General features: G+C 68.0%; 19 protein-coding genes. 7 read left to right on the forward strand and 12 right to left on the reverse strand.

The genetic code is table 11. From position 1 onward, the window contains the following. Nucleotides 1-69: 69 nt before the first annotated feature. The 4 genes from ybgC to leuS all read right to left on the reverse strand — a co-directional run bounded on the left by ybgC (nucleotide 70) and on the right by leuS (nucleotide 4,605). On the reverse strand, nucleotides 70-459 hold the full coding sequence (gene ybgC / locus LCM15_RS20100; RefSeq protein ID WP_224859596.1) for a tol-pal system-associated acyl-CoA thioesterase: 390 nt from the start codon (nucleotides 457-459) through the stop codon (nucleotides 70-72). 78 nt (nucleotides 460-537) lie between these two features. After that, the gene (gene holA, locus LCM15_RS20105; protein WP_224859599.1) at nucleotides 538-1,566 is read right to left on the reverse strand and encodes a DNA polymerase III subunit delta; all 1,029 of its coding nucleotides are present in this window, start codon (nucleotides 1,564-1,566) and stop codon (nucleotides 538-540) included. Next, nucleotides 1,563-2,048 carry an LPS assembly lipoprotein LptE gene (gene lptE, locus LCM15_RS20110; protein WP_224859601.1) on the reverse strand — a complete coding sequence of 162 codons (486 nt, stop codon included), beginning with the start codon at nucleotides 2,046-2,048 and terminating at the stop codon, nucleotides 1,563-1,565. The genes holA and lptE overlap by 4 nt, the downstream gene beginning before the upstream one ends. Next, nucleotides 2,035-4,605, reverse strand: coding sequence for a leucine--tRNA ligase (gene leuS / locus LCM15_RS20115; protein ID WP_224859602.1), 2,571 nt, complete (start codon nucleotides 4,603-4,605; stop codon nucleotides 2,035-2,037). Before leuS ends, lptE begins: the two co-directional genes overlap by 14 nt. 186 nt (nucleotides 4,606-4,791) lie before the next feature. Here leuS and LCM15_RS20120 point away from each other — a divergent pair, with 186 nt between their 5' ends. Beyond that, nucleotides 4,792-6,051, forward strand: coding sequence for a glycosyltransferase family 4 protein (locus LCM15_RS20120; protein WP_224859649.1), 1,260 nt, complete (start codon nucleotides 4,792-4,794; stop codon nucleotides 6,049-6,051). Between the two features lie 36 nt (nucleotides 6,052-6,087). Here the strand turns inward: LCM15_RS20120 and LCM15_RS20125 are convergent, their stop codons facing one another. Together LCM15_RS20125 and LCM15_RS20130 are read right to left on the reverse strand one after the other, a co-directional pair. Beyond that, nucleotides 6,088-6,237 carry a hypothetical protein gene (locus LCM15_RS20125; protein WP_224859604.1) on the reverse strand — a complete coding sequence of 50 codons (150 nt, stop codon included), beginning with the start codon at nucleotides 6,235-6,237 and terminating at the stop codon, nucleotides 6,088-6,090. Between the two features lie 128 nt (nucleotides 6,238-6,365). Further along, a complete protein-coding gene (locus LCM15_RS20130; RefSeq protein ID WP_224859606.1) occupies nucleotides 6,366-6,659 on the reverse strand; it encodes an HNH endonuclease in 294 nt (97 codons plus the stop codon). A gap of 74 nt (nucleotides 6,660-6,733) precedes the next feature. Here LCM15_RS20130 and LCM15_RS20135 point away from each other — a divergent pair, with 74 nt between their 5' ends. After that, a complete protein-coding gene (locus LCM15_RS20135; RefSeq protein WP_224859607.1) occupies nucleotides 6,734-7,942 on the forward strand; it encodes a TIGR03862 family flavoprotein in 1,209 nt (402 codons plus the stop codon). Here the strand turns inward: LCM15_RS20135 and LCM15_RS20140 are convergent. The 4 genes from LCM15_RS20140 to dgcN form a co-directional block, all read right to left on the reverse strand. Next, nucleotides 7,912-8,355, reverse strand: a complete 444-nt coding sequence (locus tag LCM15_RS20140; protein ID WP_224859608.1) for a pyridoxamine 5'-phosphate oxidase family protein — start codon at nucleotides 8,353-8,355, stop codon at nucleotides 7,912-7,914. The two genes, LCM15_RS20135 and LCM15_RS20140, sit on opposite strands and share 31 nt — an antisense overlap. A 130-nt stretch (nucleotides 8,356-8,485) precedes the next feature. After that, nucleotides 8,486-9,349, reverse strand: coding sequence for a D-amino-acid transaminase (locus tag LCM15_RS20145; RefSeq protein WP_224859609.1), 864 nt, complete (start codon nucleotides 9,347-9,349; stop codon nucleotides 8,486-8,488). Between the two features lie 44 nt (nucleotides 9,350-9,393). After that, on the reverse strand, nucleotides 9,394-10,359 hold the full coding sequence (gene dgcA, locus LCM15_RS20150; RefSeq protein WP_224859612.1) for an N-acetyl-D-Glu racemase DgcA: 966 nt from the start codon (nucleotides 10,357-10,359) through the stop codon (nucleotides 9,394-9,396). Nucleotides 10,360-10,455: 96 nt separating this feature from the next. Further along, entirely contained in the window at nucleotides 10,456-11,457 is a 1,002-nt protein-coding gene (dgcN, locus tag LCM15_RS20155; protein WP_224859614.1) for an N-acetyltransferase DgcN, read from the reverse strand. Nucleotides 11,458-11,717: 260 nt separating this feature from the next. On the opposite strand from dgcN, the gene LCM15_RS20160 reads away from it, so the two are divergent. From LCM15_RS20160 to ilvD, 3 genes are all read left to right on the forward strand, one after another. Further along, nucleotides 11,718-12,677: an L-malyl-CoA/beta-methylmalyl-CoA lyase gene (locus LCM15_RS20160; RefSeq protein ID WP_224859616.1), complete on the forward strand. Its 960-nt coding sequence runs from the start codon at nucleotides 11,718-11,720 to the stop codon at nucleotides 12,675-12,677. 336 nt (nucleotides 12,678-13,013) lie between these two features. Then, nucleotides 13,014-14,399, forward strand: a complete 1,386-nt coding sequence (gene rimK / locus LCM15_RS20165) for a 30S ribosomal protein S6--L-glutamate ligase (RefSeq protein WP_224859618.1) — start codon at nucleotides 13,014-13,016, stop codon at nucleotides 14,397-14,399. A gap of 207 nt (nucleotides 14,400-14,606) precedes the next feature. Then, a complete protein-coding gene (ilvD, locus tag LCM15_RS20170; RefSeq protein ID WP_224859620.1) occupies nucleotides 14,607-16,436 on the forward strand; it encodes a dihydroxy-acid dehydratase in 1,830 nt (609 codons plus the stop codon). A gap of 320 nt (nucleotides 16,437-16,756) precedes the next feature. On the opposite strand, the gene LCM15_RS20175 is transcribed toward ilvD, so the two are convergent. Continuing rightward, nucleotides 16,757-17,614, reverse strand: a complete 858-nt coding sequence (locus tag LCM15_RS20175) for a hypothetical protein (protein ID WP_224859621.1) — start codon at nucleotides 17,612-17,614, stop codon at nucleotides 16,757-16,759. A gap of 146 nt (nucleotides 17,615-17,760) precedes the next feature. After that, nucleotides 17,761-18,213 (reverse strand): Lrp/AsnC family transcriptional regulator, encoded by a 453-nt coding sequence (locus LCM15_RS20180; protein WP_224859623.1) that lies wholly within the window; start codon nucleotides 18,211-18,213, stop codon nucleotides 17,761-17,763. 72 nt (nucleotides 18,214-18,285) lie between these two features. Between LCM15_RS20180 and LCM15_RS20185 the strand changes: the two genes are divergently transcribed. Together LCM15_RS20185 and LCM15_RS20190 are read left to right on the forward strand one after the other, a co-directional pair. Continuing rightward, entirely contained in the window at nucleotides 18,286-18,885 is a 600-nt protein-coding gene (locus tag LCM15_RS20185; protein ID WP_224859625.1) for a LysE family translocator, read from the forward strand. Nucleotides 18,886-18,966: 81 nt separating this feature from the next. After that, nucleotides 18,967-19,929 (forward strand): acetyl-CoA carboxylase carboxyltransferase subunit alpha, encoded by a 963-nt coding sequence (locus LCM15_RS20190; RefSeq protein ID WP_224859626.1) that lies wholly within the window; start codon nucleotides 18,967-18,969, stop codon nucleotides 19,927-19,929. Nucleotides 19,930-19,972 lie beyond the last annotated feature (43 nt).

Below are 19,972 nucleotides of genomic sequence, written 5' to 3' on the forward strand. Positions count from 1 at the left end.
GCGTCATCGCGGGCGTGAAAGCCCTTTGTAACAGGGTTTTGACGGCGCATCTCCGCCGAGCGGACGGCCTCAGTGCACCTTGCGGCGCAGCTCCTGCGGCAGCCGCGTCGGCTGGCCGTCGAGCGTCATCGAAACGAGCGTCACCTCGGCGGTGAACAGCGCCTCGCCGGCGCGCTGCACTTCCTGATGCAGCACAAGACGCACGCCGCCGACCGACTGCACCTTCGTCTGCACCACAAGCTCGTCATCGAACCGGGCCGAGGCGCGAAAATCGGCCTCGATGCGGCGGATCACGAAGACCACGCCGTCATGCTCGCGCAGGGCGTTCTGGTCGATGCCCAGGCCCTTGACCCATTCCGAGCGCGCGCGCTCGATGAACTTGAGATAGTTGGCGTGGTAGACGATCCCCGCCATGTCGGTGTCTTCGTAGTAGACCCGGACCGGAAACTCATGCTGCATCTCTAGGCTCCCCTGGCTCGCGCCGCGACCCTATGCGCAGGCCGCCCCTCACGCAAGCATCGGACGGGCAAGGGCTTTTCAGCGCCGGTTGCTGAGCCACGCAAGCCGCACGAAGCCGCGCTCGACCAGTGCCATGGCCGGCGCCCTCTGGCCGGCGGAGCGGATCGAGAGATCGGTGTCCATCAGCATTCCCAGCGCCGCCTCGAGCCGGTCGGCGGACCAGTTCTGCGCCTGCCGCAGCATCCGGTCGCGCCTCGGCCCGAAGAGCGGCGGACGCAGGCGCTGCACCCCGGCCTGCGGGCCGCCCTGTGCCGAGGCCAGCGCGTAGAGCACGCGGAAGTGGCGCATCGCCATGATCAGCAGCGTCACCGGGTTGACCCCCTGCCCCTCGAGCCGCTGCACCAGCGGCCCGATCTCGGCGCTACGGCCCTCGGCTACCACGTTGAGGATGTCGTCGAGCTCGGCCTCGATCGAGGCCGGCGCGCAGAGCGCCACCTCGTCCGGGGTCAGCGGTTCGGGATCGTCGAGCTTGTAGAGCGCGACCTTCTCGAGCACCTGCCGGAAATCGCCGGGGTCGAGCGCCCGGGCCAGCCCCTCCAGCGCCTCGAATGCGGCGCGGTCGACCTGCTCGAGCCCCGCCTTCCTCAGTGCCGCCTCGATCTCGTCGCGACCCGGCGGGTCGGAATAGATGCCGATGGAAAAGGCGTTGTGAAAGCCCTCGAAGAGCTTGCGCAGCTTTGATTTCGCGGCCAGCTGCCCGGCGGTCACGATGATCTGCGCATCGCCCTCGCGCCAGTCGTCGAGCGCCGTCTTGATGACGTCGGTGAGGCCATCCGTGGCGTCCTCCACGAAGGCCACGCGCGGCCCCGGAAAGAAGCCCTGCGACTTGATCGCGTCAAGCAGCATGGCGCTGTCGCGGCGCAGCTCGCCGGCTGGAATGCGGGTGAGGCGCATCTCGGCCTCGCCCTCGGGACCGACCAGCGCGGCGATGACCTCCTGCCGGCGATGCGCGACGCGCATCGCGTCCTCGCCGAACAGCAACACCCCCGCGCGCGACGGGTCGGGCTTGCGGAAGAAAGCCTGTGCGTCGCGCCCGGTGAGCTTCATTGCGCCAGCTTGTCGGCGTCAAGCAGCAGCCGGTCGATGACCTGATCGGCGAGAATCACCATCAGGCGGCGGCGCGCATCGCGCTCGGCGGCCTGCGTGGCGGCGGTCGAGCCGGTGGCGGAGTAGCCGGTGAAGGCGTCGGTCTGGCCCGAGATCAGCACCTCCTCGCTGCCCACGAGGCTCAGGCTGTAGATCGCCCGACCGGTGAGCTGGTAGCGCGTGGTCTGACCGTCGGCCAGCGAGCCGAGCCCGCTCGAGGACACCTCGATCGAGCGATTCAACAGGTAGGGCCCCGAGGCGCGGCCGAGCCGTTCCTCGAAGCGGGCGTTGAAATCGTAGTTGGAGCGCCGGTTGGGTTCGGGCAGAGCCACGGCGTTCAGCAACTGACCGCCGCCGCCCTGCGGCCCGTAGACCGGCGTGAACCCGCAGCCCGCGAGGGCTGCGAGCGAGATCAGGAAGGTTCTGCGATCAGGCAACAACATTGACGATCCGGCCCGGGACAACGATCAGCTTCTTCGGCGCGGCCCCCTGCAGGGTCCGCTCTACAGCTTCATGCGCGAGGACGAGTTTTTCAATCTCTTCCTTGCGCATGTCCTTGGGCACGGTCAGCTCGCCGCGGCGCTTGCCGTTGACCTGGATCGGCAGGGTTACGGTGTCCTCGACCAGCATCGCCTCGTCGGCCTTGGGCCATGCCGCATCGGCGATCAGCCCCTCGCCGCCCAGAAGCTGCCAGATCTCTTCCGAGAGGTGCGGCGTCATCGGCGACATCAGTTGCGCCAGAACCTTGGCGGCCTGGGTCTTGGCCTCGGTGCCCGCGCGCGACTTGGTCAGCGCGTTGGTGAAGGCGTAGAGCCGTGCGATGGCGGCGTTGAAGCCGAAGCTCTCCACGCCCATGGTCACGTCGTGGATGGCCTTGTGCATCTCGCGCAGCAGCGCCTCGTCCTCGCCGGTCGGCGGCACGTCGGCCTCGGCGATCTCGGCGCAGGCGCGGTAAACGCGCGAGAGGTGCTTGTTGGCGGCCTCGGCCCCCGACGCCGTCCACTCGACGTCGCGCTCGGGCGGGCTGTCGGACAGCACGAACCAGCGCGCGGTGTCGGCGCCGTACTGGCCGATGATCGCGACCGGGTCGACGACGTTGTTCTTGGACTTCGACATCTTGGCCGAGGGGATGATCTCGACCTCGGTGCCGTCCTCGAGGAAGCCCTTGCCGTCGCGAAGCTCAACCGCCTCGGGGTAGTGATAGACCGGGCGGCCCTCGGCGCTCTTGGTCTGGTAGATCGCGTGGGTCACCATGCCCTGCGTGAAGAGCGCGTTGAACGGCTCCTTGCACTTCTCCGGCAGATGGCCGGTGAGGTGCATCGCACGGGCAAAGAAGCGCGAGTACAGCAGGTGCAGGATCGCGTGCTCGATGCCGCCGATATACTGGTCGACATTCATCCAGTAGGCGGCCTCCTCGGGATCGACGGGGGTGTCGGCATCCGGCGAGGTGAAGCGGGCGAAGTACCACGAGCTGTCGACGAAGGTGTCCATCGTGTCGGTCTCGCGCCGGGCGGGCGCGCCGCAGGACGGGCAGGCGCAATCGCGCCAGTCCGGGTGACGGTCGAGCGGGTTGCCGGGGATCGAAAAGTCGATCGGCTTGCCGCCCTCGTCATAGGGCAGCTGGACGGGGAGGTTCTCTTTCTTCTCCGGCACCACGCCGCAGGCCTCGCAATGCACGACCGGGATCGGGCAGCCCCAGTAGCGCTGGCGGCTCAGGCCCCAGTCGCGCAGGCGGTACTTGGTGACGCCGTGGCCGACGCCGTTGCTTTCGCAGAACGCCACCGCGGCATCGACCGCCTCGTCGCCGGTCTGGACCTCTTCGCCCGCCACGAGACGGGTGTAGCGGACCTTTTCCGACTTCTGCGGCACGAAGGGCGCGGCGGTGATGTCGATCTCGCCGTCGAGCGGCACGAAGGTCTCGACGATCGGCAGGCCGTACGTGGTGGCGAACTCGTGGTCGCGCGCGTCGTGGCCCGGGCAGCCGAAGATCGCGCCGGTGCCGTAGTCCATCAGGATGAAGTTGGCGACGTAGACCGGCAGCTCGACCGAGGTGTCGAACGGGTGGCGCACGGTGATGCCGGTGTCGAAGCCGCGCTTCTCGGCCTTCTCGAGTTCTTCCTCGGAGGTGCCCACGCGGCGGCACTCGGCGACGAACGCGGCCAGCTCGGCATTGTCCTTCTCGAGCGTGCGGGCGAGCGGGTGATCGGGCGAGATGCCGACGAAGCTCGCGCCCAGCAGCGTATCGGGACGGGTGGTGTAGACATCAATGCGGTCAAAGCCCTCGGGGGCGTCGACGGTCGAGAAGGCGAACTCGAGCCCGCGCGAGCGGCCGATCCAGTTGGCCTGCATCAGCTTGACCTTGGCGGGCCAGTCGTCGAGCCCGTCGAGCGCATCGAGAAGCTCGCCGGAGAACTCCGAGATCTTGAAGAACCACTGGGTCAGCTCCTTGCGCTCGACCAGCGCGCCCGAGCGCCAGCCGCGGCCGTTCTCGACCTGCTCGTTGGCCAGCACGGTCATGTCGACCGGATCCCAGTTCACCACGGCGTTCTTGCGGTAGACGAGCCCCGCCTCGAGCATGTCGAGGAACAGGCCCTGCTGCTGGCCGTAATAGTCCGGGTCGCAGGTGGCGAACATGCGCGACCAGTCGAGCCCGAAGCCCAGCGGCTTCATCTGCTCGACCATCGTGTCGATGTTGGAATAGGTCCAGTCCTTGGGGTGACCGCCCGACGCCATCGCGGCGTTCTCGGCCGGCATCCCGAAGGCGTCAAAGCCCATCGGGTGCAGCACGTTGAAGCCGTTCTGCTTCTTGTAGCGCGCGATCACGTCGCCCATCGTGTAGTTGCGCACGTGGCCGATATGGATGCGCCCCGACGGGTAGGGGAACATCTCGAGCACGTAGTATTTCGGCTTGTCCGCGGTGCGGGTGGCCTTGAAGGTCAGGGCCTCATCCCATGCGGCCTGCCATTTCGGCTCGATCGTGGCGGGGTCGTAACGCGACATTTCTTATTCCCTCGGAACGGACGGATCTCCGGGCGGGGTGATAGGCGCATGGGGCCGGGGCGTCCAGTGCAAGGCGACATTTCCGCAACCGACACCCCCGATCGCCGCGCCGCGCAACCTGCGCGGTTGGATCGGCCCCAGTCCCATGCAACAAATCTCGAAAGCCATTTCGAGATGACCGCACAGATGAAGATCCTCTGCATTCACCAGAATTTCCCCGGCCAGTACAAGCACCTTGCGCCCGCGCTGGTGCAGCGGGGGCACGAGGTCGTCGCCCTGACCCTCAAGGTGAAGGAACCGACGCAGTGGAACGGGGTGCGCGTTTTGCCGTACAAGATCACCGGAGGCAGCACCAAGGGCATTCACCCGTGGCTCGGGGATTTCGAGACCAAGCTGATCCGCGGCGCCAGCTGCTACAACGGGGCAATGCACCTGAAGAAGCAGGGCTTCACCCCCGACGTGATTCTCGCCCATCACGGCTGGGGCGAGAGCCTGTTCCTCAAGGATGTGTGGCCGCACGCCCGGATGGGGCTGTATTGCGAGCTCTACCATCTTGCCTCGAAACCCTTCGTCGGCTTCGACCCCGAGTTCGACAAGGCCCCCTCCGACGCCAACGCCTTGCGCATCCGGATGAAGAACCTCAACAACCGGCTGCACGAAGAGATCATGGATGCCGGCATCTCGCCGACGCGGTTCCAGGCCGAGACCTTTCCAGAGGAATGGCAGGATCGCATCACCGTCACGCATGACGGCATCGACACCGATCTCGTGCGCCCCAACCCCGACGCCACGCTCGAGGTCGGCGACGGCAAGGTGCTGACCCGCGACGACGAGGTCATCACCTTCATCAACCGCAACCTCGAGCCCTATCGCGGCTATCACATCTTCATGCGCGCTCTGCCCGAGATCCTGCGGCGCCGCCCCAATGCGCAGATCACCCTGATCGGCGGCGACGAGGTGAGCTACGGCTCGAAACCGCCCAAGGGCACCACGTGGAAACAGATCTTCATCGACGAGGTGAAGGACCGCATCCCCGAGGAGGACTGGGCGCGGGTGCACTTCCTTGGCCGCGTGCCCTACGACCGGTTCCTGTCGATGATGCAGGTGAGCCGGGTGCACGTCTACCTGACCTACCCCTTTGTCCTGAGCTGGTCGCTGCTCGAGGCGATGAGCGCGGGCTGCGCCATCCTCGCCAGCGACACCGCGCCGGTGCGCGAGGCGCTGAGCGAGGACGAGACCGGCTGGCTGGTCGATTTCTTCGACGTGAAGGCCCTCACCGAGCGGCTCTGCACCCTGCTCGACGATCCCGAGACCCGCGCCCGGCTGGGGCAGGCCGCCCGCGCCCATGTGCGCGAGCAGTACGATCTCAGGAGCCGCTGCCTGCCGCGACACATCGAATGGGTCGAGCGGCTGGTGGCGCAGAAACCGCGCCCCGCCCGCGACTGACGCGCTACGATATTTCAGAAGACGGCCGCGAGGGGCCTAGCGCAGGGCGAAATTCTCGGGGGAGAATGCCGACAATGCGGCCCATTCCAGCGCGCTGCGCTCGGCCTCGCCATCGGGATGCATGAGAAGGGCGACAAGCGCGACCACGAGCCCGCACATACCCCACAATTCGGTTCTGATCGACATCTGCTCTGCCTCTGATTCTTTGTCTTGGGCGTCTTTTTTTCTAGTCCGGGAAGATGGGTTTGCCGGCGCTCTGGATCAAGTCACGCTTTGTGGCAGGATCTTGCGCGTGCTCACGATGCCACGCCGGGCTAGCGCTTGCGCCGGCCGCCGCTGCTGCGGGCGTGAAACGCCGGCGGGCGCTTGCGCACCCAGTCGAGAAACCGCGCCATGCGGGGATGGGCGCGTAGCGCCTCGGGCGTGTTGAACTCACGCGCCAGCTCCGCCTCGGTAAAGGTGGCGTGAATCTCGTTGTGGCAGATCTGGTGCAGCCGCACGACCGGCCCGCCCTTGCCGCCCTTCAGTTTCGGCACGAGGTGATGCAGGCTCTGCTTTGCCTCCCGAGGGATCGGGCGCAGACAAAGGGGGCAGATCGGGTCGGTCATGCGCGGCTCTTGAACGGGGGCGGCTGGCAGGGCAGAAGACTGGCGCCAGTCACGGCAGGATCAAGGGGGCGTTGATGCAGGCAGGGCGAGAGATCGAAGCGCTGGTGATCGGCGGCGGCCCCGCCGGGCTGATGGCCGCCGACGCGCTGCTCTCGGCCGGGCACAGGGTGCTGCTGGCCGAGGCCAAGCCGTCGCTCGGGCGCAAGTTCCTGATGGCGGGGAAATCCGGGCTGAACCTGACCCGGGCCGAGCCCCTCGCCCGCTTGCTCGCGGCCTATGGCGGCGCCGAGGCGGCGCTGCGCCCGATGCTGGCCGAGGTCACCCCCGAGACCGTGCAGTCCTGGGCCGAGGGGCTGGGCCAGAGCACCTTCACCGGCTCCACCGGGCGGGTCTTCCCGACGGCGATGAAAGCCTCGCCGCTCCTGCGGTCATGGCTGGCGCGGCTCGACGCCATGGGGCTCGAGCGGCACACCCGCTGGCGCTGGACCGGCTGGGACGGTGAGGAGACGCTCTTCAACACCCCCGACGGCCCGCTTGTGCTGCGCCCGCGCGTGACCGTGCTGGCGCTTGGCGGCGCGAGCTGGGCGCGGCTCGGCTCGGACGGCGCGTGGGCGGGGCATTTCAGGGCGCAGGGCATCGAGGTGGCGCCGTTCCAGCCCGCCAATGCCGGGCTGTGTGTCGACTGGTCCGGGCACATGGCGCCGCAGTTCGGCGCCCCGCTCAAGGGTATGGCGTTCCGCGCCGGCGGGCTGGTCTCGCGCGGCGAGGCGGTGATCTCGGCGCGTGGGCTCGAGGGCGGCGGGATCTACCCGCTCTCGCCTGCGCTGCGCGCGGGCGCGGCTTTGGTCATCGACCTCGCGCCGGATATCTCGGAGGAGGCCCTGACCGAAAGGCTTGCCAAACCGCGCGGCAAACAGAGCCTGTCGAACCACCTGCGCCGCGCGCTCAGGCTCTCGCCCGCCGCCCGCGCCCTGCTGATGGAATGCGCCCGCCCCCTGCCCGAAGATCCCGGCGCGCTCGCCCGGACCGTCAAGGCGCTCGAACTGCCGCATCAGGGGCTGCGCCCGATGGACGAGGCGATCTCGACCGCCGGTGGCGTGGCCTTCGCTGCGCTTGACGACGGGCTGATGCTGACGCAGCGCCCGGGCTGTTTCGTGGCCGGCGAGATGATCGACTGGGAGGCGCCGACCGGTGGCTACCTGCTCACCGCCTGCTTCGCGACCGGGCTCTGGGCCGGGCGCCATGCGGCGCTCTACCTGTCGTCTCGCGGACGCACGCCGTAGCTGAGCATCGCGCCCTCGCGCATCTCGGCAACCTCTGTGTCCGGGTAGAAGAGGTAACTCGGTGCACGCACGGCGCTCTCATGGCTCACGTCGACGGCGATGACGTTGCGGATACGAAACCGCGTGCCGACCTGCGCCAGCAGCGGGGCGGCGAGCGCGTCGAACCCGTCGCTGCCCGCAGGCACGATCCGGGCGCGCCCTTCCAGACGCCTGCCGCGCTGGCTGAACACGTCGATCAGGCTGATGCAGACCGCCGGGTTGGCGCGGATGTTGCGCAGACTGCGCCCCGAGGCGATCTCGGCGATCAGGAAGACGCCCTCGGACGGCTCGGCATAGACTTCCTTCGGAGAGACGTTCGGCAGCCCCTCCTCGGAGACCGTCGCCAGCCAGCACAATATGGCCCTGTCTTCCATCCCGCTCCCTCCCATCTCCGTAGCCCGGGCGAGCCTGATGGCACGCAACGGGGCCGTCAACACACGAAAGGGGCGCCCGCATTCGGACGCCCCTTCTGACTTGCCGGAAAAGCCGATCGCGTTGCGGCGGTCAGACCGCGACCTTGCGGCTTTCCTCGAGATAGATTTCGCGCAGCCGGCCCGCCACGTCGCCCGGGGTGCCGGTGCCGATGGTGGCACCGTCGATCTCGACGACCGGCATCACGAAGGCCGAGGCCGAGGTGAAGAACGCCTCGTCGGCCTCCTTGGCCTCCTCGATGGTGAAGGGGCGCTCTTCCACGACCATCTGCGCCTCGCGGGCGAATTTCAGCACCGCGGCGCGGGTGATGCCGTGCAGGATGTCGGTCGACAGGTTGCGGGTGATGATCTTGCCGTCCTTGACGATATAGGCGTTGTTCGAGGTGCCCTCGGTGACGAAGCCGTCCTCGACCATCCACGCATCGTCGCAGCCGGCCTTCTTGGCCATCATCTTGCCCATCGACGGGTAGAGCAGCTGCACCGTCTTGATGTCGCGGCGGCCCCAGCGGATGTCCTCGATCGAGATCACCTTGATGCCTTTCTTGGCGGTCGGGTTGTCCGCCAGGCCGGGCTTGGCCTGGGTGAACAGCACCAGCGTCGGCTCGGTGGTCTCGGGGTCGGGGAAGGCGAAGTCGCGGTCGCCGGGCGCGCCACGGGTGACCTGCAGGTAGATCAGCCCCTCTTCGATGCCGTTCAGCTCGACCAGCTTGCGGTGGATCTCGAGCAGGTCGTCGAAGGCCGCGGGCTTCTTCATCTCGAGCTCGTTCAGCGAGCGCTCGAGCCGCTTCTGGTGGCCCTCGAAATCGATCAGCTTGCCGTCGAGCACGGAGGTCACCTCGTAGACGCCATCGGCCATCAGGAAGGCGCGGTCGAAGATCGAGACCTTGGCCTCGGCCTCGGGCAGGTACTCTCCGTTAACGTAGACAGTGCGGGTCATGTGGGGGGTCTCCAGTCAGGTCGGTCGGGAGCGGCGGGCGGGGATCAGCCCCAGAGCGCCGGCTCGGAAGGATGCACGCCCTGCGCGTCGAACAGCAGGGGGGTGGGGCGGTCTTCGGCCAGAAGCAGAGGACCGTCAAGATCGGTGAAGGCGGCGCCCTGCGCCACCAGCACGGCGGGCGCCATGGCAAGGCTCGAGCCGACCATGCAGCCGACGAAGATGCCGTAGCCCTCGGCCTCGGCCGCGGCGCGCATCGCCACCGCCTCGGTCAGGCCGCCGGTCTTGTCGAGCTTGATGTTGACGATGTCGTACTTGCCCTTGAGGCCGGGCAGCGAGGCGCGGTCATGGGCGCTCTCGTCGGCGCAGACCGGCACCGGGCGCTCCATGCCGATCAGCGCCTCGTCGTCGCCCGCGGGCAGCGGCTGCTCGACCATCGCCACGCCGAGCCGGACCAGATGCGGTGCCAGATCGGCATAAACCTGCCTCGTCCAGCCCTCGTTGGCATCGACGATGATGGTGCTGTCGGGGGCGCCGCGCCGCACCGCCTCGAGCCGCGGCATGTCGTCGGGCGTGCCGAGCTTGACCTTCAGCAGCGGCCTGGCGGCGTTCTTGGCGGCCTGCGCCTGCATGTTCTCGGGGCTGTCGAGCGACAGCGTGTAGGCGGTGATCTCCGGGCCGGGCTTCGGCTGGCCCAGAAGCTCCCAGACCCGCTTGCCCTGCGCCTTGGCCTCGAGATCCCAGAGCGCGCAGTCCACGGCATTGCGGGCGGCGCCGGCGGGCAACAGCTCCTGCAGAGCGGCGCGGCTCACGTCGGCGGGCAGGCCGGCGATCTCTTCGGTCACGCTCTCGAGCGTCTCGTCGTAGCGCGCATAGGGCACGCATTCGCCCCAGCCGGTCACCCCGTCGCGGGTGATCTTCACGGTCAGCACCTTGGCCTCGGTGCGGCTGCCCCGGGAGATGGTGAAGACCTGTGCCAGTCTGAACGTGTCGCGCGTGACCTCGATGCTCAAGAGCCCTGCCCCTTCGTTGTGTCGTTCCGTCGTCGTGCCGGCCGGCGGCGCAGCCCGCGCCGCCGACCGGCGGTTCGTGTCAGAGTGCCGGATGGCTCAGAGCGCGGCAACCGCATCCGCGAGGCGCTCTGCCCCGTGGCGGTAGGGATCGACCGTCGGCAGGCCGAAGCGCTCTTCGATGTCCTTGCAATAGGCCTTGGCCTCGTCCTCGCCCATGTGCTGGGTGTTGATCGAGATGCCGATGACCTTGCAGTCGGGGTTGGCGACCTGCGCCAGCTGCAGCGCCACGTCGCGCACCGATTCCAGCGAGGGCAGCTGGTAGCCCGGCAGGCCGCGCATGTGGCTGCGGGTCGGCTCGTGGCAGAGCACAAGCGCATCGGGCTGGCCGCCATGCACCAGCGCCATGGTCACGCCCGAGTACGAGACGTGGAACAGGGAGCCCTGCCCCTCGATGATGTCCCAGTGATCCTCGTCGTTGTCCGGCGTCAGGTACTCGATCGAGCCGGCCATGAAATCGGCGATGACCGCGTCGAGCGGCACGCCGTCGCCGGTGATCAGGATGCCGGTCTGGCCGGTGGCGCGGAAGGTCGACTTCATGCCCTTCTCGCGCATCGCCGCGTCGAGCGCGAGCGCGGTGTACATCTTGCCCACCGAGCAGTCGGTGCCCACCGCCAGCAGGCGCTTGCCCTTGCGCGGCTCGCCATTGGCGATCGGGTATTTCACCGACGGAATGCGCACGTCGTGCAGCGTCCGGCCTGTGGCGCGCGCCACGGCGGCGAGGTCTTCCTCGTCGCGCAGCAGGTTGTGCAGGCCGGAGGCGAGGTCGAAGCCCTCTTCCAGCGCCTCGACGAGCACCTTCTTCCAGCTCTGCGAGATCACCCCGCCCCGGTTGGCGACGCCGATCACCAGCGTCTTGGCGCCGGCGGCCTTTGCCTCGGCCAGCGTCATGTCGGGCAGTTTCATGTCGGCCTTGCAGCCCTCGAGGCGGAATTGGCCCACGCAGTTCTCCGGGCGCCAGTCCTTGATGCCCTGCGCCACCTTGGCGGCGAGGGGGTCCGGAGCGTCTCCGAGAAAGAGCAGATACGGCGTCTCGATCATGTCAGTTCCCTGTGGTTTGAATTTGCGGCATGTTGCCTTGCATCACACGCAAATGCATCGCGAATGCCAGCGTTCCACCCGGGTGCACGCCGAATTTTCGTGCATTTTCGGCGGAGCGCCGAAGAATCGTGCATCCTCTCGGGAGGGCCATGCCGCATCGCGGCGTCTGCCGCCAAAGGGATTTCGCTTGCGCAGCATCGCGCAATTTAATAACCAATGTCGCGGAATAATCGAAACATCGTTACTTAGCGAGGACCCGCATGAGCTTTCGCATCCAGCCCGCCGCCCCGGCACGTCCCAACCGCTGCCAGCTGTTCGGCCCGGGCTCGCGCCCCGCGATCTTCGAGAAGATGGCCGGATCGGCGGCGGACGTGATCAACCTCGATCTCGAGGATTCTGTCGCGCCCACCGACAAGGACAGCGCCCGCCGCAACATCATCGAGGCCATCGGTGACATCGACTGGGGCAACAAGACCCTGTCGGTGCGGATCAACGGGCTCGACACGCCCTACTGGTATCGCGACGTGGTCGAGCTGCTCGAGTCCGCGAGCGACCGGCTCGACCAGATCATGATCCCCAAGGTCGGCTGCGCCGCCGATCTCTATGCCGTTGACGCGCTGGTCACCGCGGTCGAGCGCGCCAAGGGCCGGACCAAGCCGATCAAGTTCGAGGTCATCATCGAATCCGCTGCCGGCATCGCCCATGTCGAGGAGATCGCCGCCGGCTCGCCGCGGCTCGAGGCGATGAGCCTTGGCGCCGCCGATTTCGCCGCCTCGATGGGCATGGCGACCACCGGCATCGGCGGCACGCAGGAGAATTACTACATGATCCGCGAGGGCCAGAAGCACTGGTCGGATCCGTGGCACTGGGCGCAGGCCGCCATCGTCGCCGCCTGCCGCACTCATGGCGTACTGCCGGTCGACGGCCCATTCGGCGATTTCTCCGACGACGAGGGCTTCCGCGCGCAGGCGCTGCGCTCGGCGACGCTGGGCATGGTCGGCAAGTGGGCGATCCACCCCAAGCAGGTGGCGCTCGCCAACGAGGTCTTCACCCCGTCCGACGCGGCGGTCTCGGAAGCGCGCGAGATCCTCGCCGCGATGGAAGAGGCCAAGGCCAAGGGCGAAGGCGCCACGGTCTACAAGGGCCGGCTGGTGGACATCGCCTCGATCAAGCAGGCCGAGGGGATCGTGAAACAGTCCGAGATGATCGCCGGGCACTGAGCCCGCGGGAGGCTCCGGACAGGCGATCGACAGGGGCGGAGACGGGGTCCGCACGCCTCTCTAAGGGGGCGTCCGTCTGTCAGGGCCGCGCCCATCTGTCGGGGCGCGTCCGGCGCCGCCCCTCGCGGCCCCCTCCCCGGCTCGGGGTGTCCCTCGCCCCTTCATACCAGCCGGGCACGGCTGCCCCGACCAGATGAGGCCCGGACCACTTCCGCCCCCTCGGCCCCGCCCGGACGTTTGCCCCGAGGCCCCGGGACGCTAGCTGCGCTGACGTATTGTGCCTGTCATACTGTGCCGCTACAGCACGCTACCGCGCGTCTCGAAAGGAGCCCGTTGATGACCCAGTTCACCCTCGGATGGGAAGAGTGGCTTGCCCTGCCCGATCTCGGCCTTCCGGCGATCCGCGCCAAGGTGGATACCGGGGCGCGCACCTCGGCGCTGCACGCCTTCGCGATCGAACCCTTCGGCGCCGAGGACAAGCCGATGGTGCGCTTCGCCATCCATCCCGACCCGGCCGATCCGGGGCTCGAGATCATCTGCTCGGCGCCCCTCAAGGACCGGCGCGAGGTGACCTCGTCGAACGGCGAGACCGAGCTGCGCTTCGTGATCGAGACCACGGTGGCGATGAACGGGCGCAGCTGGCCCATCGAAGTCACGCTGACCGACCGCGGCGCGATGGCCTATCGCATGCTGCTCGGTCGCTCGGCCCTCGATGACGACATGATCGTCTCGCCCAGCAACAGCTTCCAGCAGCCCGAACTGTCCTTCGACGAATACCGCGCCATCCGGCGCCACACGCAGCACCGCCGCGCCCTGCGCCTCGCCATTCTGACCCGGGAGCCGACGAACTATTCGACCCGCCGGCTGATCGAGGCGGCAGAGGCGCGCGGCCACACGATGGAGGTGATCGACACCTCGCGCTGCTACATGAACATCCGCGCCGTCGGCGGCGAGGTGCATTACGACGGCCGCCGCCTGCCGCATTACGACGCGGTGATCCCGCGCATCGGGGCCTCGGTGACCTCCTACGGCACCGCGGTGGTGCGCCAGTTCGAGAGCCTCGGCACCTACTGCCTGTCGGGCTCGGAGGGCATCACCGTGTCGCGCGACAAGCTGCACGCGCATCAGGTGCTGGCGCGTCACCGCATCGGGATGCCGACCACCGCCTTCGCCCGCAGCCCCAAGGATTCGGGCAACGTGATCAGCCTCGTGGGGGGCGCACCGCTGGTGCTGAAACTGCTCGAGAGCACGCAGGGCAAGGGCGTGGTACTGGCCGAGACCAAGAAGGCCGCCGAAAGCGTGATCTCCGCCTTTCAGGGGCTGAAGGCGGATTTCCTCGTGCAGAGCTTCGTCAAGGAAGCCGCCGGCGAGGACATCCGCTGCTTCGTGGTGGGCGGCAAGGTGGTGGCCGCCATGCGCCGCCGCGGCAAGCCCGACGATTTCCGCTCCAACCTGCATCAGGGCGGCACCGCCGAGGCGGTGAAGATCACCCGCAGCGAGCGCGAGACCGCGATCAAGGCCGCCCGCGCCATGAAGCTCGACGTGGCCGGGGTCGACCTGCTGCGCGGCGAGGACGGCCCCAAGGTGCTCGAGGTCAACTCCTCGCCCGGGCTCGAGGGCATCGAGCGCACCTCCGAGAAGGACATCGCCGGGCTGGTGATCCAGCATATAGAGGAAAAGGTCGCGCCGCGCCCGCCCAAGCCGCGCCGCCGCGCCCCCTAGGCGCCTGCCCCTCGCAGCCAAGGGCACCCGCCCCGGGCCCATGGCGCCCCCCCGACCAGCGGCGCCCCCTTGTGCTTCTCTGGTTTCCAAATACCTCGGGGGAGGCGCCCGCAGGGCGTCGGGGGCAGCGCCCCCACCTGTTGCGCCCTTGCCGCAAGCGCTGGCGGACGATACATAGCCCCAACACCGCCAATGGAAGGGAAACCCATGCCCGCCTATCGCTCCCGCACCACCACCCACGGCCGCAACATGGCCGGCGCCCGCGGCCTGTGGCGTGCCACCGGCATGACCGATGGCGACTGGAACAAGCCGATCATCGCGATCGTCAACAGCTTCACCCAGTTCGTGCCCGGCCACGTGCACCTCAAGGATCTCGGCCAGATGGTCGCCCGCGAGGTCGAGAAGGCCGGCGGCGTGGCCAAGGAATTCAACACCATCGCGGTGGATGACGGCATCGCCATGGGCCATGACGGGATGCTCTACTCGCTGCCCTCGCGCGAGATCATCGCGGATTCGGTCGAGTACATGGTCAACGCCCACTGCGCAGACGCCATGGTCTGCATCTCGAACTGCGACAAGATCACCCCGGGCATGCTGATGGCCGCCATGCGCCTCAATATCCCCGTCGTGTTCGTCTCCGGCGGCCCGATGGAGGCCGGCAAGGTCGAGTGGGAGGACGGCGAGAAGGCCCTCGACCTGGTCGATGCCATGGTCGCCGCCGCCGACGACAAATACACCGACGCGCAGGTGCAAGCCATCGAAGAGGCCGCCTGCCCGACCTGCGGCTCGTGCTCGGGCATGTTCACAGCCAACTCGATGAACTGCCTGACCGAGGCGCTGGGGCTGTCGCTGCCCGGCAACGGCTCGACGCTTGCCACCCATGCCGACCGCCAGCGCCTGTTCATCGAGGCCGGCCACCTGATCGTCGACCTCGCCAAGCGCTATTACGAGCAGGACGACGCCAGCGTCCTGCCGCGCTCGATCGCCACCGTTCCGGCCTTCGAGAACGCCATGACCCTCGACATCGCCATGGGCGGCTCGACCAATACCGTGCTGCACCTGCTGGCCGCCGCCAGCGAGGGCGAGGTCGATTTCGACATGACCGATATCGATCGACTGTCGCGCAACGTGCCGGTGCTGTGCAAGGTGGCGCCCGCGAAGGACGATGTGCACATGGAAGACGTGCACCGCGCCGGCGGCATCATGGCGATCCTCGGCCAACTCGATCGCGCCGGGCTGCTCGACAGCTCGGTGCACACCGTCCACGCCGAGACCATGGCCCACGCGCTCGACCGCTGGGACGTGTCGCGCACTAATTCCGAGAGCGTGCACGAGTTCTTCCGCGCCGCTCCCGGCGGGGTGCGCTCGACCACCGCGTTCTCGCAGGACCGCCGCTATGCCGAGCTCGACCTCGACCGCCAGGGCGGCGTGATCCGCGATGCCGAGCACGCCTTCTCCAAGGATGGCGGGCTTGCAGTGCTCTACGGCAACCTCGCCGAGGATGGCTGCATCGTGAAGACCGCCGGCGTCGACGAGTCGATCCTCAAGTTCTCCGGCCCGGCGCGCATCTTCGAAAGCCAGGACAGTGCGGTGAGCGCGATCCTGACCAACAAGGTGCATCCCGGCGACGTGGTGCTGATCCGCTACGAGGGCCCGCGCGGCGGCCCGGGGATGCAGGAAATGCTCTACCCGACGAGCTACCTGAAATCGAAGGGCCTCGGGAAGGACTGCGCGCTGGTCACCGACGGCCGCTTCTCGGGCGGCTCCTCGGGGCTGTCGATCGGCCACGTCTCGCCCGAGGCGGCCGAGGGTGGCACCATCGGTCTGGTGGAAGAGGGCGACCTGATCGAGATCGACATCCCCAACCGCAAGATCCAGCTTGCGGTGGATGACGCGGTGATCGCCGAGCGCCGCCTGAAGCGCGACGAGAAAGGCTGGCGGCCCGACGAGAAGCGCAAGCGCAAGGTGTCGAAGGCGCTCAAGGCCTATGCCGCGCTGACCACCAGCGCCGCCAAGGGTGCCGTGCGCCAGATCTGATCTTCGGCCCCGCCCCCTGAGCTTATGCAGCGACCCCTCTCGGGGCGCTGTTTTCATGTCTGACGTGCGGACCGTCGCGCGTCTGCCCCCTGTCGCACTGGCGGTGCTCTGTCTGGAGAGAGGAAGGGGGCTCTGCCCCCTCTTGGCCTACGGCCAATTCACCCCCGAGGTATTTTTGAACCAAAGAAGCCAGGAGCGCTGCGCCCGCATCTTCTCTTCGTCAAAAATACTCCCGCCGGAGGCAGGCCGGGCGGGGCCGCAAGGGATCCCCCCCGGCAAGGGCGCGACGCGCGCAACCCCGCCCCGCGATGGCAGATGCGTCAGACCCGCGCCGCGAGGCGCGTTTCGGCCTGCGCCATGAGCGCCGCCTTCTGCGGCAACGTGGCCTGCGCGACGCAGAGCCCGGCGACGGTGTGCAGCGCGGCGCGCCGGTCTTCGAGCCCGGTCGCCGCGGCGGCGGCCTCGATCGCGCTCAGACGGTGCACGCTGTTGAGGAACGAGCCGAACGCCGCGCGTTCGGACACCTCACCAAGCCGTTCCGGCGCCTTCATGCGGGAGAAGATCCACCAGTGCACGGGGTTGTTGATCTCGATGCCGTAGGACAGCAGCTTGCGCATCAGCGTCGCGATGTGCACGATGTCATCCGGATCGGAGAGCAGCACGAGGCCGGCGCATTTGACCGTGTTGCTGCTGCTGTTGAACAGGTAGGGCGTCATGCGGCGCAGCTGCAGCCCCTCGACCTCTTCCCGGAACCACGTCGCCAGCCGGTCCGCATGGCGCGACCCGGTCAGCAGGTCGAGATTCAGCGCCACGTTCAGCGCCGAGAACACCAGGTGCGTGCGGTCCTTGCGCAGCCCGAAGGCGATCGGCATGGCACGGATCTGCGCCTCGGCCGCGAGGAACCGGTCGAGCCAGTGCGCCGCTTCGTCGAGCAGCACCTCTTCGCAGACCTTGTGACCGCCGGCGATCAGCGCATAGATCCGGTCGATCTCGGCCAGCGCCGGCTCGCTGCGCAGCGCGTCGAGGAGCAGGATCTGCTCGGTCAGCCCGGCGGGGCGCTGGTGCTTCTTGTAGATCAGGCGGCGCGCCGTATCGCGCCGCTTGCGCGTCGGCAGAGCCTCCAGCCGGGCCAGGGCCTCGCGCGCGGTCAGCACGGTGAAATCTGTGTCCTTTGCCATGACGGCTCCATCTGTGTCGTTCGGCGAGCCGCCGTCGTTGCGAGCTCCGGCGCGGCGATCCTGTCTGCCCAAGGACTAGCGGGACGGGGTAACACGGTAAAGACACAGAGCGTCGCTTTCGCGCGACCGCCCCTGCCGTGGAGGGATCAGGCGCGCTGATCCTTGGGCGAGCCCATCACCACGTAGGAGGTGATGGCGTTGACCTGCGGCAGGGTGCCCAGAACCTCGGTGTGGAAGGTCTTGTAGGCGGCGAGGTCGGCGGCCTCGATGCGCAGCAGGTATTCCCAGTTGCCGGTGATGTTGTGGCACTCGCGCACCTCCGGTGCCCGGGCCATGGCGCGCTCGAAGGCCTCCTGCGCGCTCTTGGTATGGGCGTTGAGCCCCACCGTGACATAGGCGACGAACCCCACCCCGGTCTTCTGCGGACTGAGTACCGCGCGGTAGCCGGTGATCACGCCGGAGCGTTCCAGCGCGGCGACCCGGCGCAGGCAGGCCGACGGCGACAGCCCCACCCGCTCGGCCAGGGCGAGGTTGCTGATCCGCCCCTCGCGGGTCAGAACCTGCAATATCCTGCGGTCAGTATCATCAAGCGCGCTCATAAGTTGCGACCTTACCTGCCCAACGCGGCATTTCGCAATCTTTCCCCTCGCGTCTTCGGCAAATATTGCGCCATGACACCCGATCTTCTTCTTGCCCTCTCGGCCTTCGCGCTCGTCTCGGTGATCACACCGGGGCCGAACAACATGATGCTGCTCGCCTCGGGCGCCAATTTCGGCTTCCGCCGGAGCATTCCGCACATGATGGGCATCGGGCTGGGCTTTCCCGCCATGGTGCTGCTCGTCGGGCTGGGCGTGATGCAGATCTTCGAGCTCTGGCCGTTGGCGCATGACCTGCTGCTCGCGGTGTCGGTGGTCTACATGCTGTGGCTGGCGTGGAAGATCGCCCATGCCGCCCCGCCACCCGAGGCCGGGGCGGAGTCCAAGGGCCGGCCGCTGAGCTTCGTGCAGGCGGCCGCCTTCCAGTGGGTGAACCCGAAGGCCTGGTCGATGGCGCTTGGCGCGATCACGCTCTATGCCGCCGGGCGCGACCTGGCCTCGGTGCTGTGGGTGGCAGGCTGCTACGTGGTGATGTCGCTGGTCTCCACCACCTCGTGGACGGTGCTCGGGCGCGAGATGCGCCGCCTGCTCAACCGCCCCGCCCGGCTGCGCGCCTTCAACTGGACCATGGCGGCGCTGCTGGTGGCCTCGCTGATCCCGGTCCTGGCGGGCTGACACCGAAGCAACCGGCTGCTTTGTTGCAACTCGCCGCGTCAGACGCCATATAGGCGGCGAAAAACAAGAGTGCCCGGGCAAATGACTCACTATCTCGACTTCGAAAAACCGCTCGCCGAAATCGAAGGCAAGGCCGAAGAACTGCGCAACATGGCGCGGAAGAACGAAGAGATGCACGTGGAGGACGAGGCCGCAGCGCTCGACCGCAAGGCGCAGGACCTCCTCAAGGATCTCTACAAGAAGCTGACGCCGTGGCGGAAGTGCCAGGTGGCACGCCACCCGGACCGGCCGCATTGCAAGGATTACATCGAGGCGCTGTTCACCGAGTACACGCCGCTCGCCGGCGATCGCGGCTTTGCCGACGATGACGCGGTGATGGGCGGGCTGGCGCGGTTCAACGACCAGCCGGTGATGGTGATCGGCCACGAGAAGGGCAACGACACCCAGAGCCGCATCGAGCGCAATTTCGGCATGGCGCGCCCCGAGGGCTACCGCAAGGCGATCCGCCTGATGGACATGGCCGACCGCTTCGGCCTGCCGGTGATCACGCTGGTGGACACCCCCGGCGCCTATCCCGGCAAGGGCGCGGAAGAGCGTGGTCAGTCCGAGGCCATCGCCCGCTCGACCGAGAAATGCCTGCAGATCGGTGTGCCGCTGATCTCGATCATCATCGGCGAGGGCGGCTCCGGCGGCGCGGTGGCCTTCGCCACGGCGAATCGCCTCGCCATGCTCGAGCACTCGGTCTATTCGGTGATCTCGCCCGAGGGCTGTGCCTCGATCCTGTGGAAGGATGCCGAGAAGATGCGCGAGGCCGCCGAGGCGCTGCGCCTGACCGCGCAGGACCTGCTCAAGCTGGGCATCACCGACCGGGTCATCGCGGAACCGCTGGGCGGCGCGCATCGCGACCGCGAGGCGACCATCGCCGCCGTGGGCAAGACCATCGCCGCGATGCTCGACGAGATGAGCGACATGAAGCCCAAGGCGCTGGTCAAGGCGCGCCGCGACAAGTTCCTGAACATGGGCGACAAGGGCCTCGCCGCCTGAGCCCGGCCCCATAGCGACAGTCTTCAGACGGCGGCGCGATCCC

Origin of the sequence: Salipiger bermudensis, assembly GCF_020171625.1 — a bacterium.
Taxonomy (GTDB): Bacteria; Pseudomonadota; Alphaproteobacteria; order Rhodobacterales; family Rhodobacteraceae; genus Salipiger; species Salipiger bermudensis_B.

Coding starts and splice junctions, on each gene's coding strand:
- LCM15_RS20190 (WP_224859626.1), top strand. CDS start 18,967: ATGACTCACTATCTCGACTTCGAAAAACCGCTCGCCGAAATCGAAGGC.
- LCM15_RS20140 (WP_224859608.1), bottom strand. CDS start 8,355: ATGGAAGACAGGGCCATATTGTGCTGGCTGGCGACGGTCTCCGAGGAG.
- LCM15_RS20175 (WP_224859621.1), bottom strand. CDS start 17,614: ATGGCAAAGGACACAGATTTCACCGTGCTGACCGCGCGCGAGGCCCTG.
- ybgC (WP_224859596.1), bottom strand. CDS start 459: ATGCAGCATGAGTTTCCGGTCCGGGTCTACTACGAAGACACCGACATG.
- LCM15_RS20180 (WP_224859623.1), bottom strand. CDS start 18,213: ATGAGCGCGCTTGATGATACTGACCGCAGGATATTGCAGGTTCTGACC.
- lptE (WP_224859601.1), bottom strand. CDS start 2,048: ATGTTGTTGCCTGATCGCAGAACCTTCCTGATCTCGCTCGCAGCCCTC.
- LCM15_RS20185 (WP_224859625.1), top strand. CDS start 18,286: ATGACACCCGATCTTCTTCTTGCCCTCTCGGCCTTCGCGCTCGTCTCG.
- dgcN (WP_224859614.1), bottom strand. CDS start 11,457: ATGATCGAGACGCCGTATCTGCTCTTTCTCGGAGACGCTCCGGACCCC.
- LCM15_RS20120 (WP_224859649.1), top strand. CDS start 4,792: ATGAAGATCCTCTGCATTCACCAGAATTTCCCCGGCCAGTACAAGCAC.
- ilvD (WP_224859620.1), top strand. CDS start 14,607: ATGCCCGCCTATCGCTCCCGCACCACCACCCACGGCCGCAACATGGCC.
- leuS (WP_224859602.1), bottom strand. CDS start 4,605: ATGTCGCGTTACGACCCCGCCACGATCGAGCCGAAATGGCAGGCCGCA.
- LCM15_RS20145 (WP_224859609.1), bottom strand. CDS start 9,349: ATGACCCGCACTGTCTACGTTAACGGAGAGTACCTGCCCGAGGCCGAG.
- LCM15_RS20130 (WP_224859606.1), bottom strand. CDS start 6,659: ATGACCGACCCGATCTGCCCCCTTTGTCTGCGCCCGATCCCTCGGGAG.
- rimK (WP_224859618.1), top strand. CDS start 13,014: ATGACCCAGTTCACCCTCGGATGGGAAGAGTGGCTTGCCCTGCCCGAT.
- LCM15_RS20125 (WP_224859604.1), bottom strand. CDS start 6,237: ATGTCGATCAGAACCGAATTGTGGGGTATGTGCGGGCTCGTGGTCGCG.
- holA (WP_224859599.1), bottom strand. CDS start 1,566: ATGAAGCTCACCGGGCGCGACGCACAGGCTTTCTTCCGCAAGCCCGAC.
- LCM15_RS20135 (WP_224859607.1), top strand. CDS start 6,734: ATGCAGGCAGGGCGAGAGATCGAAGCGCTGGTGATCGGCGGCGGCCCC.
- LCM15_RS20160 (WP_224859616.1), top strand. CDS start 11,718: ATGAGCTTTCGCATCCAGCCCGCCGCCCCGGCACGTCCCAACCGCTGC.